Raw genomic sequence first — 18,763 nt, 5'->3', positions numbered from 1 at the left:
TCAATGCTCCATGGCCAGGGTGGCCGGACTGGCCGTGGATGAATGATTACGCAAGAGGTCGCGCACTTGCTCGGCGCTTTCCTTGCCCAAGGCCTGTTTGGCCAGCGCGCGGCACTCGCTCAGATCCCATTCACGCACGCAGGCCTTGATGGCCGGAATCAGCGGCACGCTGACCGATAACTCATCCACGCCAAGGCCCAGCAACACCGGTACCGCCAAGGTTTCCGATGCCAGCGCGCCACACACACCGACCCATTTACCATGGGCGTGAGCGGCCTCGACCGTCCGGGCGATCAGGCGCAGCACCGACGGATGCAGGCCATCGGCCTGGCTGGCCAAGCGCGGATGGTCGCGGTCCATGGCCAAGGTGTACTGGGTCAGGTCGTTGGTCCCGATGGAGAAGAAATCCACTTCGGGAGCAAACAGGTCGGCCATCAGGGCCGCCGCCGGAACCTCGATCATGATCCCCAGCTTCGGCGCTTGCGGCAGTCCCAGGTTGCGCACCTCTTCGTCCAGCATCTGCCGCGCCAGCCGCAACTCCGACAGCTGCGTGACCATTGGCAGCATGATGTGCAGCCGCGTCAGCCCCGAGCAGGCGAGAATTGCCCGGAACTGTTCGCGCAATAACTGCGGTCGCTCCAGGCACAGGCGAATACCGCGCATGCCCAGGAACGGATTGGCCTCGCGGGCCATCGGCACATAGGCCAGCGGCTTGTCCCCGCCCACATCCAGGGTACGCACCACCAGATTGCGCTCGGCACCCAGGGCCCGAGCGACGGCACTGTACAAGGCCGCTTGCTCGTCATGGCCAGGTGGGTGCGCCCGGTCCAGGTAAAGCAGTTCGGAACGCAACAACCCGACACCTTCGCCTCCCAGGGTCATGGCCTGCTCCACGTCCCGTAGCGCCCCCACATTGGCACTCACCTCGACTCGATGACCATCAAGGGTACAGGCCGCCAGGGCCGATTGTTCGAGATCACGCCGCTGCCGTCGCAACTGTTGGTCACGGGAGGCCTGGAGTTGTTCAATCCGCGCCGCGTCTGGATTCAAGTGCAGTTCGCCGCTGTCGGCATCCAGCAACACCGGGGTGCCGTTGGCGAGGGTCAATACCTGCTCAGGCACGCCACACAACGACGGCAGGCCCAGCGCACGGGCCAGGATCGCCACATGGCTGGTAGCACCGCCACCCACCGTGACGAAACCGGCGATTCGCGAGGTGTCCAGGTTGGCGGTCTGGGACGGCGTCAGCTGCGCGGTCACCAGGATCGCCTGCTCGGGCAGATCCCAGGCGTGGTCCCGTACGCCGAGAATCAACTTGAGGACCCGGTGCCCGACATCGGACAGATCCATCGCGCGCTCGGCCAGCAAGGCACTGCCCGATTGCTGGAACTGCGTGGCGGTCGCCTCGGTCGCGGTTTTCCAGGCAAAGGCCGCACTCTTGCCTTCGACGATCAAATCCCGAGCCTGCTCCAGCAAGGTGGGGTCTTCCAGCAGCTCCTGATGGGCGCTAAAAATCTGCGCCTGGACGCTGCCCGCGCCCTCGTCCTGCAACGCCTTCAATGCCTGGTTGGCCTGGTTCAACGCCTGGTCCAGAAGGGCCTGTTCGGTCTCTATCCCCGCGCCTGGCTCTTGCACTTCCAACGCCTGGGTCGCGATCTGCACCACCACACCCGACACCGAGCCTGGCGAGGCACACACGCCTTGCCACCGGTCAGGCGTGGGCGATCCGATGCACATGGGCACTTCTGGCGTCGGCTGCGCCTGGACGGATTCGCCGCAGCCCGCCAACAATAGTTGCGTCAGTGCCTCGAGCGCCTGCTCGGCCTGTGGGCCGGCGGCACTGAGCTGCAAACTGTCGCCCTTGCCCGTCTGCAACGCCATGATCGCCACCAGGGATTTGGCGTTGGCGCTGGCCTGCTGCTTGTGCAGGCAGATGTTCGCATCGAAGCCTTTGGCCGCCTGGGCGAACACCGCAGCGGGACGCGCATGCAGACCGCTGTCATTGGGCAGGATCAGCGGCTTGGAAAACAGCACCGAGCCCTGTGGCGTCCGCGCGTCCTGCCCTTGCGCCCCTTGACTCACCTGCAGCAACGGCTGACCGCTTTCCACCCAGGACGATTGGGCCGGTATCAGGCTGAAGTCTTCGCCAGTGACCACCAGCATCAACGTCAATAGGCTGCGCGCGTGCAAGGCGATGTAGTCGGCATCGAAATCGATCAGCGGTTGCCCGGCCTCGACTCGTTGACCTATTTCTACTCGGGAGGTAAAGCCCTTGCCCGCCAGGTTCACCGTGTCCAGGCCGATGTGCATCAACACCTGAACACCGTTGTCACCGGTGACACTCACTGCATGGGCGCTGTCCTGGAGCGTGCCGACGACACCGGAGAGCGGCGCACAAAGGGTCTGCGAAGTCGGATCGATGCAGATTCCATCCCCCACTACACGGTTGGAAAATACCGGATCAGGCACGTTGTCCAAGGGCATCAAGACACCGGACAACGGTGCGAGCAATTGCAAAGATTGCGTTGTGTTCATGACTTCACCTGCTGCTGTCTGTTCTTTTGGCATCGCGGGCCGAGCGCGTTCACCGACCCGCGTCACACGGGTCATTTCCACCAGTACTCAACCTGCACGCCCACGTTGGAACCATGCCGCGAGCCGCCAAATGCACCGGTGTCGGACAGCGCCGACCCGGCCGCCAGTTCATTGGCTGCGCGCTGGGCCGCCGCGTTCCAGCTGGCGTAGGTGTAATACAGTCGTATTTCCGGGCGAGCCCAGAATTCCGGGCCCTTGGGCGACCAAGTGGGGGCAAAGGTGAATTTGCTCAGCTTGCGTGTTCCATCGCTGGCCTGCACTTGGTCGTGGCCCAGTTCGGCCACCAGCTTGAACTGTTCGGTGATGGCGTAGGCCGGGCGAACCCCCAACGACAGCCAGTCCTGATCCGCGCCATCAGGGCGAATGTCCTTCTGGTACACCGCCTGCACTTGCCCGCCGAAACGCGGCGTGACCTGCCAATCGAAAAACTCCACCAGACGATAGCTCTTGTTGCTGTCGTCCAGCCCGGTATCGCCGGTATAACCCAGTCCGGTGCCGGGCCCCTCACCATATTGCAAGGCCAGTTTATTCTTGCCACCCAGGAAGTCCTGCTGCACATGCTGGGCGGTCAGGGCCCAACCGCGATGAGCATCGCGACGACTCGCCTGGTCGATGAAGCTCACGCCGAACTCCAACTCGCCACCGGGATTGGTATCGAAGCCGCCCACGTTGAAATCATGCCGGTTGACCGGGTCTTTCTGGTACAGGTTGTCCTTGCGCGAAAAGGCGTAGCTGTATTTCAGCCCGCCGATCAACACGTCCTCGATCCCGGCCCCGGTGGCGCTCTGGTTCCAGTAGTAGAAATCGGAAATGTGGATGTCGTTACGCTTGTAGTAACGCCGCCCGGCCCATAGCGAACCTCCGTTCAGGCTGGGCATGTTCGACCACTGGGCATACATCTGCGGCATCCGTGCCGCGCCGTTTTCGCCCTGGAACGTCGGCGTGCGATCGTAGCGGTTGTACAGCGACGCCATGCCATCCACGCTCAGCACCGAACCGTCGTCGAGGGTGAAAAGATCCTGGCGCAGCTCCAGTTCGCCATATTGTTCGCACTCGTTGCCCAATCGGTATTTGCTTTGCGCCCCGGGCAACTGGAAACAGGATTGGGAGCGGCCATTGGTGGCGCTGCCGACGCCACTGCGCAAGTAGCCGGAGAACTCCAGGGCCTGGGCCGGGAATGGCAACGTCAGGCAAATACAAGACACCGCAAGACCACGATTTATTGTTGTTTTCATATACCGCTCCTTCTTTTTTATTGTTTTTTGATGCGCTTCAATCTCCCTTCGCCTGCCAACGAATGGGCGACAAAGGGCACACGGTGCGTCGCGCGCAACGTGGTCGCTATCAGGCAATGCCTGGGTCAGAAATGACGTTTATTCAGTCGCTCAGGTGCAGCACGAACGACTCGTAGGGGCGTAGGAACAATCGTCGCTCACGGTGTTGGCGGTCGTAGTTGCCGATCACCCATCGCTGCTTCGTGTCGCCGGAGAGAATCCCTTCGGGCAACTGGACTTCGCAGTCGCCACCGTAAAAGTGGCTGACGACCAGCAGGCGCTCGCCCTGCCCTTCGCGCAGGTACGCCCACACATGAGGATGCTCGGGCAGCAGCAGGCGATAGACCCCATCCTGGATCAGGGCTTCGCTGCGGCGCAGGGCAATCAAGTGACGGTAGTAATGCAGAACCGAGGTCGGGTCTTGCAGTTGCTGCTCGACATTGATGAAGGCCGCGTTGGCGGGTACGTCGATCCAGGGTTCGGCACGGCTGAAACCCGCGTTCGGCCCAGCAGTCCATTGCATCGGCGTACGCCCGTTGTCACGGGACTTTTGCATGATCGGCGCCATGGCCTCGGCTTCAGGCACTCCGGCGTTGCGCTTGAGGCGGTAGATGTTCAGGGTTTCCACATCGCGGTACTGATCGATGTGATCGAAGCCCGGATTGGTCATCCCGAGCTCCTCGCCCTGGTACACGAAAGGCGTGCCTTGAAGAAAGTGCAGCGCGGTGGCGAGCATCTTCGCCGAGACCACCCGATACTCTTCGTCATGACCGAAACGCGACACCACCCGCGGCTGATCGTGGTTACACCAGAACAGTGCGTTCCAGCCACCACCGGCCTGCATGCCGGTCTGCCAGTCGGACAGGATGCGCTTGAGCTGGAAAAAGTCGAAGTCGGCCCGCACCCACTTTTGCAGGTTAGGGTAATCCACTTTCAAATGATGGAAGTTGAAGGTCATCGACAACTCCCGTGAGTCCGGGCACGAGTAACGAACGCAGTGTTCAAGGTTGGTGGACGACATCTCGCCAACGTTGATCAGGTCGAAACCTTCGAAGACTTCCCGGTGCATGTCCTGCAGATAGCGGTGTACGTTCGGGCCATCGGTATAGAAACGTCGGCCATCGGTGTGATCGTCAGGAAAGTCGGCCGGCTTGGAGATCAGGTTGATCACATCGAGACGGAAACCACCCACCCCCTTGTCCCGCCAGAAGCGCATCATCTTGAACACTTCGTCGCGCACCCGAGGATTGTCCCAATTCAGATCGGCCTGGGTGTGGTCGAACAGGTGCAGGTAATACTGGCCGGTCTGCGCTTCGTACTCCCAGGCAGAACCACCGAATTTGGACTCCCAACTGTTGGGCTGGTCGCGCCAGATATAGAAGTCACGGTACGGGTTGTCGAGGCTGCTGCGGGCGGCCTGGAACCACGGATGCTCGATGGAGGTGTGGTTGACCACGATATCGAGCATCAGCTTGATACCGCGCCTGTGGGCTTCGGCGATGAGCAATTCGCAATCGGCCATGGTGCCGTAGCTGGGGTCAATGGCGTAGTAATCGCTGATGTCGTAGCCATTGTCCCGTTGAGGCGAACGCAGGAAAGGGGTGAGCCACAGGTAATCCACACCCAGCCAGTGCAGATAGTCGAGCTTGTCCACGACACCCAGCAAGTCACCGGTAGCCTGGCCGCCATGGCTGTAGAAACTCTTCGGATAAATCTGGTAGATCACTGAACGTTGCCAGTCTTGCATGGCGAGATTCCTTCAGTCTGTTGGGTACCGACCCGGGGGCCTCATCGCGGGCCAGCCCGGATCTCACAAGTGTCAGGCGACCCGATATCCCGGCCGGACGATCTTCATGCTCAATGCACAGGTCAGGGCAAAGGGCACGCTCATGGCGATGACCATGCCGATCACGAACATCGGTATGGCGTCGGGAACGATCGAGATGAAACCCGGCAAGCCCCCCACGCCAATGGCCGAGGCCTTGATCTTGTTCAACGAGAGGAAAATGCAGCCCAGGGCCGAGCCGGCCAGGGCGCAATAAAAGGGGAATTTGTAGCGCAGGTTGACCCCGAACATCGCCGGTTCCGTGATGCCGAAGTAAGCGGAAATCGCCGAGGTGGACGCCATGCTCTTGTCCCGGGCATTGCGGGTCATGTAGAACACCGCCAGCGCCGCGCTCCCCTGGGCCAGGTTGGACATGACGATCATCGGCCAGATAAAGGTCCCGCCCTGGGTCGAGATCAACTGAAGGTCCACCGCCAGGAACATGTGGTGCATGCCGGTGACCACCAGCGGCGCATAGAGCAGGCCAAAGATCGCCCCGCCAATCACCGGCGCCAGGTCGAACAGCGCCACCATGCCTTCGGTGATCAGGATCCCCAGGTGCCGGGTGACCGGACCGATGATGGCGAGGGCCAGCACCCCGGTGACCACGATGGTGGTGATGGGTATCACGAGCAGTTGGATCGCGTTGGGCACCCTGGCACGCAACCATTTCTCGATCATGCTCATGACATAGGCCGCCAGCAGGATCGGCAGGATCTGCCCCTGGTAGCCGACTTTTTCGATCCGGAACCAACCGAAGATATCGAAATAGGGCAGGCTCTGGCCGTCCAGCCCCGCCACGGCCTTGCCGTAGTTCCAGGCGTTGAGCAGGTCCGGGTGGACCAGCATCAGGCCCAGCACGATGCCGAGGATTTCACTGCCGCCAAAACGCTTGGCCGCCGACCAGCCCACCAGGGCCGGAAGAAAGACGAAGGAAGTGTTGGCCATCAGGTTGATCAGGCTCCAGACACCGTCCAGGTTCGGATACGCGTCGAGCAAGGTCTGGCCGGCAATGAACATGCCCTTGGCCCCCAGCAGGTTGTTGACGCCCATCAACAGGCCGGCGATCACCAGCGCGGGCAGGATCGGCATGAACACGTCGGAAAGCACCCGTACCAGGCGCTGCATGCCGTTGCCCTTCTGCGCGCCCTGGCGCTTGACGTCGGCAATGGTCGCGGCCGCAAGCCCCGTCAGCTCCCGCAGGGCGGCGTAGACCTTTTCCACTTCGCCCGGTCCGATGACCACCTGGAACAGCCCACCGGTAAAAAACGAGCCCTTGACCAGGTCGATCTGGTTCAGCGTGGCACTGTTCACCCGGGCGGCGTCCTTGAGGGACAGGCGCAGGCGCGTCACGCAATGGGCAGCTTGCTCGATATTGTCGACGCCACCGAGGCTTTGCAGCAGCTCACTGGCGATTTTGGAGTAGTCGTGGCTCATGCTTTTTTCTTCCGCGTCATTCTTGTTATTGAGAGTCGACAGCACGTGGAAGGGAAAGTACTCGTCTGTACGAGTTAAATCAACAACTCGTACAGACGAGTTTTGAAATTGTTTATGATATCCCCTGATAAAACAGGAAACGTCCTACGCTCCTGTCATCAAATAATTACAGCCGAATGGACAAATCCCCCACTTGGCCCTTAAGGTTCCGCCCCGGTGAACAGCGCGGTACAGAGCCATTCCATGAGTAAATACAACCGGATCTACAACGATCTGCTGGCCAGCATTACCACCGAACGCCTGGAGCGTGGCGCCCGCCTGCCTTCGGAAACCGAACTGATGGACAGCTACCAGGCCAGTCGCGGCACCGTGCGCAAGGCCATCGAACAGCTTCAGGAACGTGGTTTTGCCCAGAAGATCCACGGCAAGGGCACCTTCGTGCTGTCGACCTCCCCCATCGAATTTCAGCTCGGCGGCATCGTCAGTTTCCAGGAGACCTACCCGCGCCTGGGTGACGACGTCAGCACTGATGTGGTCGAATTCAGCCAAATGCCCTTGGAAGGTGCCCTGCTCGAGCACATCAAGGCACCCGCCGGCAGCCAGGTGACGCGCATCAAGCGGGTACGGCGAATCGACGGCAAACGGGTGATCCTGGACATCAACCATTTCGTCAGCGACGTGATCCCCGGCCTGACCCGCGACATCGCCGAGCGCTCGATCTACGCCTTCATCGAACAGACCCTGCAGCTGCAAATCGCCTATGCCCAGCGCACCATCGAAGCGGTCCGCTGCGGCAAGGACGACCAGCAACACCTGGACCTCGACGGCCAGAGCCACGTCATCGTGGTCAGCAACCAGACCTTTCTCCAGGACGGCCGACAGTTCGAGTACACCGAATCACGGCATACCCTGGATAAGTTTTATTTTTCGGATGTGGCGCGGCGTTGAGGTCGTGTGGAATCCCCGTTCAGCGACGCCACAAGATTGTTACCCAACCAAAGCTTCCAACTCTTTGGAAGCCACGCCTGGTAACCGTCGGCCTTCTTTCGCAACGTTGACCTGCAACGCCACCTGGGCCACATCCAACACGCCCTTGCTAAGCGAATAGTTGCCCCTGGCCTGCAGCCAGGCCAGAACGTCTGCCAAGTGCCAGATAGACGCACTCCCCTCGTGCACGGGCGTCGGGAAGCTGCCCGGATGAGCCAACATCAGCTTGCGCATGTTTTGCCGAGATACACCGACGATCTCGGCTACGTCGGTTAGCCCGACCAAGTCAGGAGCCACCTCGATCAACTTGGCCGACGGCACCGCGCGGTGGACGTCGCCCAGAGCACTAAGCACTGCCTTGACCGCATCAGGCGCATCGCGAGTGAACTCAAGTGCCAGCCGCCCCGGCTGCCCGATGCCTACCAAGGCATCGTCGCAGCCCGCTTCGCCCAGCCGCTCAACCAGTTCATCCGGGGCGCAGCCATCGTCAGCAAGCTGATATTTCAAGGTAAAGGTAAATTCCATTGTTCTATTCCTTAGCATCGTAATCCGCATCGCGCCGATTGCGATGCGTCGAGCAATTGTCCACAACGCGTCGCAACGCTCGCGCATGGTTGCCAGGGTTTTTCGGCGTGCTCCATATCGATGTGATGCAGAACTCGCCACAGCGGCACTCCACGTCTTTGTAGGGGCAATAAACCCGTCCCCAGGCGTGACCACCGCCGACTTCTATGCGCCACCCGCGCCCTTCGGCATGCCTGAGCGCGTCTTCGATCTCTTTCTTCGGGTGCGTTGGACGAATCATCCGTGATCTCCAGTATTCGCATGAGCTGCAAGGTTGTCAAATGACAACTTCGCCTCCTTTCTGACAGCCGCACTCGGCAGCGTCTCAAAGAGGCAAATTTGATTGGCACACGGCAACTCTCCGTGAATCATGTCGGTGAAATACCCATAGGGCTGCAGCCGACGATAAGCGCTTCCCGGTGCGCTCCAAGGCGGGTAATCGTAGCGAAAGGTGACGGCATCACCCTCGCGGTATGTCATTGCGGTTGCAGGACTAGTGGAGCTTGGAATGGGTCAGCAAAAATGAAAAAGGCCCTGTGGAAGTTATCCACAGGGCCTTTGATCAAGGCAGGCGCCGGAGCCAATAGCGGCCTTCAGCGGTCCCGATATTCAGGCTTGGCTCATTCCCACTCAATCGTCGCCGGCGGCTTGCTCGACACGTCGTACGTCACGCGAGAAATACCTTCGATTTCGTTGATGATGCGCCCGGATACGGTTTCCAGCAGCTCGTATGGCAGGTGTGCCCAGCGAGCGGTCATGAAGTCGATGGTTTCCACGGCACGCAGGGCCACGACCCAGGCGTAACGACGGCCATCGCCAACCACGCCCACCGATTTCACCGGCTGGAACACCACGAACGCCTGGCTGACCTTGTGGTACCAGTCGGCCTTGCGCAGTTCTTCGATGAAGATGTGGTCGGCGCGACGCAGCAGGTCGGCGTATTCCTTCTTCACTTCACCGAGGATCCGCACGCCCAGGCCCGGGCCCGGGAATGGGTGGCGGTAGACCATGTCGTAGGGCAGGCCCAGTTCAAGGCCGAGGCGACGGACCTCGTCCTTGAACAGTTCGCGCAGCGGCTCGACCAGCTTGAGGTTCATCTCTTCCGGCAGACCACCAACGTTGTGGTGGGACTTGATCACGTGGGCCTTGCCGCTCTTGGCGCCGGCCGACTCGATCACGTCGGGATAGATGGTGCCTTGGGCCAGGTACTTGATGTTGTCCAGCTTGCAGGATTCGGCATCGAACACGTCGATGAAGGTGCGGCCGATGATCTTGCGCTTCTTCTCCGGGTCGGACTCGCCGGCCAGGTTGCCCAGGAACTGCTCCTCGGCGTTGGCGCGGATCACCTTGACGCCCATGTTCTCGGCGAACATGGCCATGACTTGCTCGCCTTCGTGCAGGCGCAGCAGGCCGTTGTCGACGAAGACGCAGGTCAGTTGATCGCCAATGGCCTTGTGCAGCAGCGCAGCGACCACCGAGGAGTCCACGCCGCCGGACAGGCCCAGCAGAACGTTGTCGGTACCGACCTGGGCGCGCACCTGGGCGATGGCGTCTTCAGCGATCTTCGACGGGGTCCACAGGGCTTCGCACTCGCAGATGTCGAGGATGAAGCGCGACAGGATGCGGCCGCCCTGCTTGGTGTGGGTCACTTCGGGGTGGAACTGCACGCCGTAGTAACGGCGATCATCGTTGAACATGCCAGCGATCGGGCAGCTCGGAGTGCTGGCCAGGATGTGGAAGTCTTCCGGCATCTTGGTGACCTTGTCACCGTGGCTCATCCACACGTCGAGGCCGAACAGGCCGTCGGCGTCGATATGGTCTTCGATGCCATCCAGCAGGCGGCTCTTGCCGACGACGTCAACGCGGGCATACCCGAACTCACGCAGGTCGGAGCCTTCTACCTTGCCGCCCAGTTGTTCGGCCATGGTCTGCATGCCGTAGCAGATACCGAAGACCGGCACGCCCAGGTCGAACACGGCTTGCGGGCAGCGTGGGCTGTCGGCTTCGTGCACAGACTCGGGGCCGCCGGCGAGGATGACGCCTTTAGGCGCGAATTCGCGAATCGCTTCGTCATCCATGTCGAACGGATGCAATTCGCAGTACACGCCGATTTCGCGCACGCGGCGGGCGATCAGCTGGGTGTACTGGGAACCGAAGTCGAGGATCAGGATGCGGTGAGCGTGAATGTCGAGGGCCATGACTCATTCTCATGTAGTGAATCAGAAACAACTCGGGGCTGAATGAACAGCCCCGGTGATTAACGTTTTGCTGAAGGCCTTACCCTACTCGGTAGTTCGGCGCTTCCTTGGTGATCTGCACGTCGTGGACATGGGACTCGGCCATGCCGGCGCCGGTGATACGGACGAACTCCGGCTTGGTGCGCATCTCTTCGATGTTGGCGCTGCCGGTGTAGCCCATGGAAGAACGCAGGCCGCCCATCAATTGATGGATGATGGCGCTCAGGGTGCCTTTGTACGGCACGCGACCTTCGATGCCTTCCGGCACCAGCTTCTCGGCACCCGCGGAGGAGTCCTGGAAGTAACGGTCGGAAGAGCCCTGGGCCTGGGACATGGCGCCCAGCGAACCCATGCCGCGATAAGCCTTGTAGCTACGGCCCTGGAACAGTTCGATCTCGCCTGGCGCTTCTTCAGTACCGGCGAACATCGAACCCATCATCACGCAGGAAGCACCGGCTACGATGGCCTTGGACAGGTCACCGGAGAAACGGATGCCGCCGTCGGCGATCAACGGTACACCAGTGCCTTCAAGGGCTGCGGCGACGTTGGCGATGGCGCTGATCTGTGGAACACCAACACCGGCGACGATGCGGGTGGTGCAGATCGAGCCAGGGCCGATACCGACCTTGACCGCGTCGGCGCCGGCTTCGGCCAAGGCCTTGGCGGCGGCGCCGGTGGCGATGTTGCCGCCGATCACCTGCACGTCAGGGAAGTTCTGCTTGACCCAGCGAACGCGGTCGATCACGCCTTTGGAATGGCCGTGGGCGGTGTCGACCACTACCACGTCGACGCCGGCATTGACCAGGGCCGCAACGCGGTCACCGGTGTCCTTGCCGGTACCGACCGCTGCGCCTACGCGCAGACGACCCTGGTCGTCCTTGCTGGCCAGCGGGTAAGCCTTGGCTTTTTCGATGTCGTTGACGGTCATCATGCCCTTGAGGGCGAACTTGTCGTCGACGATCAGCACGCGCTCGATGCGGTGCTTGTGCAGCAATTCGCGGACCTCGTCCTTGTTGGTGCCTTCCTTGACCGTGACAAGGCGCTCTTTAGGCGTCATCACTTGGCGGACGGTGGCATCCAGGCGATTCTCGAAACGCACGTCGCGGGAAGTGACGATGCCGACCAGGTCGCCATCGTGCAGTACCGGGACGCCGGAGATGTTGTGCATGCGGGTCAGTTCGAACAGATCGCGAACCGTGGCGTCAGCCTCGATGGTGATCGGGTCCTTGACCACGCCAGCCTCGAACCGCTTGACCTTGCGCACTTCGGCGGCCTGCTGTTCGATGGTCATGTTCTTGTGGATGATCCCGATACCGCCTTCCTGGGCCATGGCAATGGCCAGACGGGCTTCGGTCACGGTGTCCATGGCGGCGGAAACCAGCGGGATATTCAGTTCGATGCCACGGGTGAGACGGGTTTTGAGACTGACTTCGTTAGGCAGTACCTCGGAATAACCGGGCACTAGGAGAATGTCGTCGAAGGTCAGAGCTTCTTGGCTGATACGCAGCATCGCGGGGGCTCCCGAGCGGGAAAATGGAAGCGCGCCATTATACTCATGGACCCCGTCTGGCTCAATGTAAAACTCTGTCTATTATTGGCGGGGTGATTGACGGGGCTAATCACTGCACTGTGGCTGTACACCGCCCCCCTGTGGCGAGGGGATTTATCCCCGCTGGACTGCGCAGCAGTCCCAGAGCAGTCGACTCGTATGCCTGATGTACCGCATAGCCTGGGTTTAGGGCCGCTTCGCGCCCCAGCGGGGATAAATCCCCTCGCCACAAAAGCCATCTCCAGTGTGCCTATCTACAACTCCACCTTCACCCAACTCACCGGCAGGTCCAGCCAATCGGCGAATTCATCGAGAAAGTCCTGCTTGAAACCGGCCTCGAGCCAATTGTTAAAGATGAACCCCAGGTTGGAGAAGCCGCAGGGTTGCAGGAACAGGAAGCCATTGATGTCATCTTCGTGCCCACACTCGGGGCAGGTGAAGTTGTCGGTGCGGGCCGGCATCCAGTCTTCCAGGCTTTCGAACAGCGCCTCGCCGATTTCCTTGCGGCACTCGGCGCAGCCGGCTTCCTCGAGAAAACCCTTGGCCGGCGTATAGATGCAGCGCTTGGTGATGATCTCCAGGCCATTGATCGCCTCGCCGAACGGCAAGGCTTCAGGATGCAAGACTACCGCACGCGCGCCAGGGGCGATGGCGTGGGCCATGCGATTGCCGGTACGCCCGCAGGTGGTCAGTTGTTCTTCGACGATGTTCTTGCGCACCAGCCAGCGCACGATCGCCCGGGCCCGGGGCTCGTGGACCGGCAGGGTGGATATTTTCGGGACGATGATGCTTTGCGAATTCATGACGAGGCCTGGAGGTTCCCATACGGGCGAATAAAGGCCGGCAGCTTAATCCCTGGCCGAGCCAGGTCAAGCACTCAGGTAGCGCCCGATCAAGGCAATGCCGCTGGCGAGCACCAGCCAGGTCACCAACCGCACGAATGCCTCGCGCGACATCCGCATCGTCAGGCGACGCCCCACCCACAGCCCCAGCGCCATGGCCGGCAACAAACACAGCGCCAGTACCAACAAGGGTAGCTCGGCATACACGCCCGCGATGATGAACAGGCTCAAACGCACCACGGTGCTGCAACTGATCAAGGCACTTTGCGTGGCCCGGGCCGGATCCTTGGGCAGGCGGCTGTTCAGGTAGATCGCATATAAAAAGCCGCCACTGCCAAACAACGCCCCGAACATCCCGCCCACCGTGCCCATCGGGAACGCCCACAGCGACGACAACTGTGTCGGCCGGGTCTTGATCAACAGGCTGTAGACCGCATAGCCGCTGATGAACAGCCCCATCAACAGCAGCAACAGGTCGGACTTGAGGTTGAGCAGGAAAATCACCCCCAGGGTGCAACCCAGCGCCATGCACGGCAGCAATCGCAACAGCTCCGGCCGGGACACGTCCCGCCGCGACGGCAGCAGGTTGCCGAAGGCCGCGACAAAATCCAGCAGCACCAGCAGCGGCACGATTTTCGACAGTGGCATGAACAGCAACAGAATGGGCGCCGCCACCAGTGCCGTGCCGAACCCGGCGATGCCGAACACGACATAGGCCAGGGCGATGGCCAGGCCGATCACCAGCCACTCCATGGGCGCGAATGCCCACTGGCCCAACCACGACAGAAGATTCATCCGGCACTTCCTTGATGAGGAGAGCGGGGACTTTAGCCAGAGGTCGGAGGCTTATCCAGCATTTGTGGTGACAGGCCTATCGCTATCGCGAGCAAGCTCGCTCCCACACTGGATCTATGTCGCACTGGAAATCAAATGTGGGAGCGAGCTTGCTCGCGATGAAGGCAACTCGGTCCGATTTGTTTCCACACATGGAGATTCACCGGCGAATGCCCTTATCATGCCGCCCATGATTAAAGATCCCTTTGCCCGACTGGGCCTGGACCGCGAGGTCCTGACTGTCAGCCAGCTCAACGGCCGTGCGCGGGTGTTGCTCGAAGACGTGTTCAGCAACATCTGGGTCGAGGGGGAAATCTCCAACCTTGCCCGTCCGGCCTCCGGCCACGTGTATTTCACCCTCAAGGACAGCGGCGCCCAAGTGCGTTGCGCACTGTTCCGGCAGAACGCCGCACGGGTGCGCCAAGCCTTGAAAGACGGGCTGGCGGTGAAGGTGCGCGGCAAGGTTTCGCTGTTCGAGGGCCGTGGCGACTATCAACTGATCCTCGACACCGTGGAGCCGGCCGGCGATGGTGCCCTGCGCCTGGCCTTCGATGCCCTGAAGGAAAAGCTCAGCGCCGAAGGCCTGTTCAGCGCCGAGCGCAAGGTGCCGCTACCGGCCCACCCGCAACGCATCGGCATCATCAGCTCGCCCACCGGTGCGGTGATCCGCGACATCATCAGCGTCTTCCGCCGTCGAGCGCCGCAGATTGCCCTGACCCTGATTCCCACCGCCGTGCAGGGCCGCGAAGCCACCGCACAAATCGTCCGCGCCCTGAAACTGGCCGATGCCCGGGGTTTCGACGCGCTGATCCTGGCCCGTGGCGGCGGTTCGCTGGAAGACTTGTGGTGCTTCAACGAAGAAGCCGTGGCCCGGGCGGTGGATGCCTGCGTCACGCCGATCGTCAGCGCCGTGGGTCATGAAACCGATGTATCCATCAGCGATTTCGTCGCCGACGTGCGCGCTCCGACCCCGTCTGCGGCCGCTGAACTGCTGGCTCCGGACGCCGGTGACCTGGTGCGCCGGGTCGAAAGCCTGCATCGCCGGCTGGTGATGCGCATGCGCGACCGCCTGATGCGCGATCAACTGCGCCTCGAGGGCCTGACCCGGCGCCTGCGCCACCCCGGTGAACGCCTGCGCCAGCAAGCCCAGCGCCTCGACGACCTGGACATGCGCCTGCGTCGGGCCTTCGAGCGCAGCCTCAATACCCGCCGCGAACGCTTGATCCGCCTGGAAACCCGCCTGGCCGGGCAACATCCGGGCCGGCACCTGGCGTTGCTGCGCCAGCGCCTGGACAGCCTGGCCGAACGCCTGCCCCGGGCCATGCGCGAAGGCCTGAAAGCGCGACGTGTGCAGTTGCACAACCAGATGCAGACGCTGCACATCGTCAGCCCCCTGGCGACCCTTGGCCGGGGCTACAGCATCTTGCTCGATGAGCGTGGCCATGCGATCCGCAGCGCCGGGCAAACCCAGACCGGCCAACGCCTGACCGCCCGCCTTGGCGAAGGCGAGCTGCTGGTACGGGTCGAAGACAATCACCTGACGCCAGTCACCCTTTCTTTACTGGATTGATTCATGCCGCGATATCTCGCCCCATTGCTGTTGCTGTGCCTGACCTTCAACGCCCACGCCGACAGTTACATCAGTCGCCTGTTGAACAAACCGGTGCCCGGCGGCGTGGCCGTGGTGGACCTGGGCAGCGCGGCCCAGGCGCCGAAAGCCAGTTACCAGGGCAAGCCGGTGCTGGTGGTCAAGGAACAGGACAACTGGCTGGCGATTGTCGGCATCCCGCTGACAGTCCAGCCCGGCACCCAACAGATCAGCAGCGGCGGCGCGACCCAGCCGTTCGTGGTCGGTTATAAAAAGTACCCCGAGCAACACATCACCCTGAAGAACAAACGCCAGGTCAACCCGAACCCGGCGGACCTCAAGCGCATCGATGCCGAGTTGGCGGTGCAATTGAAAGCCTACCGCAGCTTCAGCCCGAACATCCCCAGCAACCTGTTGCTGGACAAGCCGGTCAACGGCCCGCTGTCGAGCAAGTTCGGCGTGCGTCGTTTCTTCAACGGCGAAGAGCGCAACCCCCACGCCGGCCTGGACTTCGCCGTGCCCGCCGGTACGCCGATCAAGACCCCGGCCGCCGGCAAGGTGATCCTCACCGGCAATTACTTCTTTAATGGCAACACCGTGTTCGTCGACCACGGCCAAGGCTTCATCAGCATGTTCTGCCACATGTCGAAGATCGACGTGAAGGTCGGCCAGCAGCTGGCCCGGGGCACGGTGGTGGGTAAGGTCGGTTCCACGGGTCGGGCGACCGGGCCGCATATGCACTGGAACATCAGCCTGAATGATGCGCGGGTGGATCCGGCGATTTTCATCGGGGCGTTCCAGCCCTGAGGTTTGTGCAAGGCTACTGGCCTCTTCGCGAGCAAGCTCGCTCCCACATTGGGATTTGTTGTGAATACATCTCTCGCAACCCACAGAGATCCCCTGTGGGAGCGAGCTTGCTCGCGATGACGGCAGCCGCATCACCACCCTCAGTGAATTGCCAAGCTCAAAACATCGACGCAATTTCCAACACCGACTTATCAAATAGGCGCGATTAAATCTCGCCAACTCATCGAAAAGCAGAACTTCTCTCAATTTTTCTCGACTGCTTGCGATCCTCCCCTCGCCCGGTTAGGGTTGAGGCATGAAAACCTCTCACACCCTCATCCAGCTTCGCCAGCACCGCAGCCTGTGCCTCGTCAGCGCACGACTGCCGGGCTGAATCGCGGCACCTCGTTCCGGCTCTGAAACCACCCCCATTCGAACCACCGGCAGGCCGCCTTTTTCCGGCCACGACAATAAGGATTCCCTGATGAGCATGCTCAAAGACCCGTCTTCCAAATACCGCGCCTTCCCGACCATCAACCTGCCGGATCGCACCTGGCCGTCGAAGACCATCACTGCCGCGCCGATCTGGTGCAGTTCCGACCTGCGTGACGGCAACCAGTCGCTGATCGAGCCGATGGACGCGGTGAAGAAGCTGCGCTTCTGGAAAACCCTCGTGGCCGTGGGCGTGAAGGAAATCGAAGCGTCGTTCCCAGCCGCATCGCAGACTGACTTCGACTTCGTGCGTACCCTGATCGAAGAAGGCCACATCCCGGACGACACCACCATCCAGGTGCTGACCCAGGCCCGTGAAGACCTGATCGCCCGCACTTTCGAATCCCTGCGCGGCGCCAAAAAAGCCATCGTCCACCTCTACAACGCCACCTGCCCGTCGTTCCGCCGCATCGTGTTCAACCAGGACAAGGAAGGCGTGAAGGAAATCGCGGTGAACGCGGCCAAGCTGTTCGTCAAATACGCCGCCCAGCAGCCAGAAACCCAATGGCAGTTCGAATACTCGCCAGAAACCTTCAGCGCCACCGAGCTGGAGTTCGCCAAGGAAGTCTGCGACGCGGTGATCGAAGTCTGGAACCCGACGCCTGAGCACAAGGTGATCCTCAACCTGCCAGCGACCGTGGAAGTTGCCACCCCGAACATCTACGCCGACCAGATCGAGTGGTTCCACCGCAACATCACCCGCCGTGACAGCGTGATCATCAGCCTGCACACCCACAACGACCGTGGCACCGGCGTGGCCGCCACCGAGCTGGGCCTGATGGCCGGCGCCGACCGCGTCGAAGGCTGCCTGTTCGGCAACGGCGAACGCACCGGTAACGTCGACCTGGTGACCGTGGCACTGAACCTCTACACCCAAGGCATCAACCCTGGGCTGGACTTCTCCGACATCGACGGCGTGCGCAAAGTAGTCGAAGAGTGCAACCAGATCCCCGTTCATCCGCGTCACCCGTACGTGGGCGACCTGGTTCACACCGCGTTCTCCGGTTCGCACCAGGACGCGATTCGCAAGGGCTTCGCCCAGCAGAAATCCGACGGCCTGTGGGAAGTCCCGTACCTGCCGATCGACCCGGCAGACATCGGCCGCAGCTACGAGGCGGTGATTCGCGTCAACAGCCAGTCCGGCAAGGGCGGCATCGCCTACCTGTTGGAGCAGGAATACGGCATCAGCCTGCCGCGTCGCATGCAGATCGAATTCAGCCAGGTGGTGCAGCGCGAAACCGATCGCCTGGGCCTGGAAATGACCGCCCAGCAGATCCACGGCCTGCTGCAGCGCGAATACCTGCAAGCCAACACCCCGTACGCGCTGGTCAGCCATCGCCTGCAGGAAGAAAACGGCAACAGCGCCGTGGAAGTGGAAGTGGCCAGCAAGGGCCAGGGCGAGACCAACCTGCACTGGCGCGGCAAGGGCAACGGCGCCCTAGAAGCCCTGGTGGCCGGCCTGCCGATTCCGGTGGAGATCATGGACTACAACGAACATGCCATTGGTGCCGGTACCAACGCCAAGGCTGCGGCGTACATCGAACTACGGGTTAACGGCGAGCGTGCCGTGCACGGCGTGGGCATCGATGAAAACATCACCACCGCCAGCTTCAAGGCCCTGTTCAGTGCGCTGAACCGCTCGCTGAGCCAGCCAGAAGCCAAGGCAGCCTGATTCCTGGGCTGAAATGCAAAAAGGCCCCAGGGTGTGAACCTTGGGGCCTTTTTGTTTGGCTGATGGTTTGGTGCTGACTGT

Annotated in this window: 14 protein-coding genes; 4 read left to right on the top strand and 10 right to left on the bottom strand. The window is 61.6% G+C overall.

Annotation, left to right across the window (positions count from 1 at the left end):
• From ptsP to treP, 4 genes are all read right to left on the bottom strand, one after another.
• Positions 1 to 2,535 carry a phosphoenolpyruvate--protein phosphotransferase gene (ptsP, locus tag CD58_RS05360; protein WP_025212028.1) on the bottom strand — a complete coding sequence of 845 codons (2,535 nt, stop codon included), beginning with the start codon at positions 2,533 to 2,535 and terminating at the stop codon, positions 1 to 3.
• Between the two features lie 71 nt (positions 2,536 to 2,606).
• The gene (locus CD58_RS05355; protein ID WP_025212027.1) at positions 2,607 to 3,830 is read right to left on the bottom strand and encodes a maltoporin; all 1,224 of its coding nucleotides are present in this window, start codon (positions 3,828 to 3,830) and stop codon (positions 2,607 to 2,609) included.
• A 142-nt stretch (positions 3,831 to 3,972) separates the two neighbouring features.
• Entirely contained in the window at positions 3,973 to 5,616 is a 1,644-nt protein-coding gene (gene treC, locus CD58_RS05350) for an alpha,alpha-phosphotrehalase (protein WP_025212026.1), read from the bottom strand.
• Between the two features lie 72 nt (positions 5,617 to 5,688).
• Entirely contained in the window at positions 5,689 to 7,131 is a 1,443-nt protein-coding gene (gene treP / locus CD58_RS05345; RefSeq protein WP_025212025.1) for a PTS system trehalose-specific EIIBC component, read from the bottom strand.
• A gap of 243 nt (positions 7,132 to 7,374) precedes the next feature.
• Here treP and treR point away from each other — a divergent pair, with 243 nt between their 5' ends.
• Positions 7,375 to 8,079, top strand: coding sequence for a trehalose operon repressor (gene treR, locus CD58_RS05340; protein ID WP_025212024.1), 705 nt, complete (start codon positions 7,375 to 7,377; stop codon positions 8,077 to 8,079).
• 39 nt (positions 8,080 to 8,118) lie between these two features.
• Here the strand turns inward: treR and CD58_RS05335 are convergent, their stop codons facing one another.
• From CD58_RS05335 to CD58_RS05315, 6 genes are all read right to left on the bottom strand, one after another.
• The gene (locus CD58_RS05335) at positions 8,119 to 8,643 is read right to left on the bottom strand and encodes a helix-turn-helix transcriptional regulator (protein WP_025212023.1); all 525 of its coding nucleotides are present in this window, start codon (positions 8,641 to 8,643) and stop codon (positions 8,119 to 8,121) included.
• Between the two features lie 4 nt (positions 8,644 to 8,647).
• Positions 8,648 to 8,923, bottom strand: coding sequence for a hypothetical protein (locus CD58_RS29005; protein ID WP_080712507.1), 276 nt, complete (start codon positions 8,921 to 8,923; stop codon positions 8,648 to 8,650).
• A 379-nt stretch (positions 8,924 to 9,302) separates the two neighbouring features.
• Positions 9,303 to 10,880 (bottom strand): glutamine-hydrolyzing GMP synthase, encoded by a 1,578-nt coding sequence (gene guaA / locus CD58_RS05330; protein WP_025212022.1) that lies wholly within the window; start codon positions 10,878 to 10,880, stop codon positions 9,303 to 9,305.
• A 79-nt stretch (positions 10,881 to 10,959) separates the two neighbouring features.
• The gene (gene guaB / locus CD58_RS05325) at positions 10,960 to 12,429 is read right to left on the bottom strand and encodes an IMP dehydrogenase (RefSeq protein ID WP_025212021.1); all 1,470 of its coding nucleotides are present in this window, start codon (positions 12,427 to 12,429) and stop codon (positions 10,960 to 10,962) included.
• Positions 12,430 to 12,722: 293 nt separating this feature from the next.
• On the bottom strand, positions 12,723 to 13,271 hold the full coding sequence (locus CD58_RS05320; RefSeq protein WP_025212020.1) for a hypothetical protein: 549 nt from the start codon (positions 13,269 to 13,271) through the stop codon (positions 12,723 to 12,725).
• A gap of 66 nt (positions 13,272 to 13,337) precedes the next feature.
• Positions 13,338 to 14,105 (bottom strand): sulfite exporter TauE/SafE family protein, encoded by a 768-nt coding sequence (locus tag CD58_RS05315; protein WP_025212019.1) that lies wholly within the window; start codon positions 14,103 to 14,105, stop codon positions 13,338 to 13,340.
• Between the two features lie 229 nt (positions 14,106 to 14,334).
• Between CD58_RS05315 and xseA the strand changes: the two genes are divergently transcribed.
• From xseA to leuA, 3 genes are all read left to right on the top strand, one after another.
• The gene (gene xseA, locus CD58_RS05310; RefSeq protein ID WP_025212018.1) at positions 14,335 to 15,714 is read left to right on the top strand and encodes an exodeoxyribonuclease VII large subunit; all 1,380 of its coding nucleotides are present in this window, start codon (positions 14,335 to 14,337) and stop codon (positions 15,712 to 15,714) included.
• Between the two features lie 3 nt (positions 15,715 to 15,717).
• Positions 15,718 to 16,539 (top strand): peptidoglycan DD-metalloendopeptidase family protein, encoded by an 822-nt coding sequence (locus tag CD58_RS05305; RefSeq protein WP_025212017.1) that lies wholly within the window; start codon positions 15,718 to 15,720, stop codon positions 16,537 to 16,539.
• Positions 16,540 to 17,002: 463 nt separating this feature from the next.
• Positions 17,003 to 18,682 (top strand): 2-isopropylmalate synthase, encoded by a 1,680-nt coding sequence (gene leuA, locus CD58_RS05300; RefSeq protein WP_025212016.1) that lies wholly within the window; start codon positions 17,003 to 17,005, stop codon positions 18,680 to 18,682.
• Positions 18,683 to 18,763: the final 81 nt, after the last annotated feature.

The sequence above is a fragment of the Pseudomonas brassicacearum genome, assembly GCF_000585995.1.
Lineage (GTDB): Bacteria > Pseudomonadota > Gammaproteobacteria > Pseudomonadales > Pseudomonadaceae > Aquipseudomonas > Aquipseudomonas brassicacearum_A.
The sequence above is the reverse complement of the archived record's forward strand: the minus strand, read 5'-3'. Positions and strand labels throughout refer to the sequence as shown.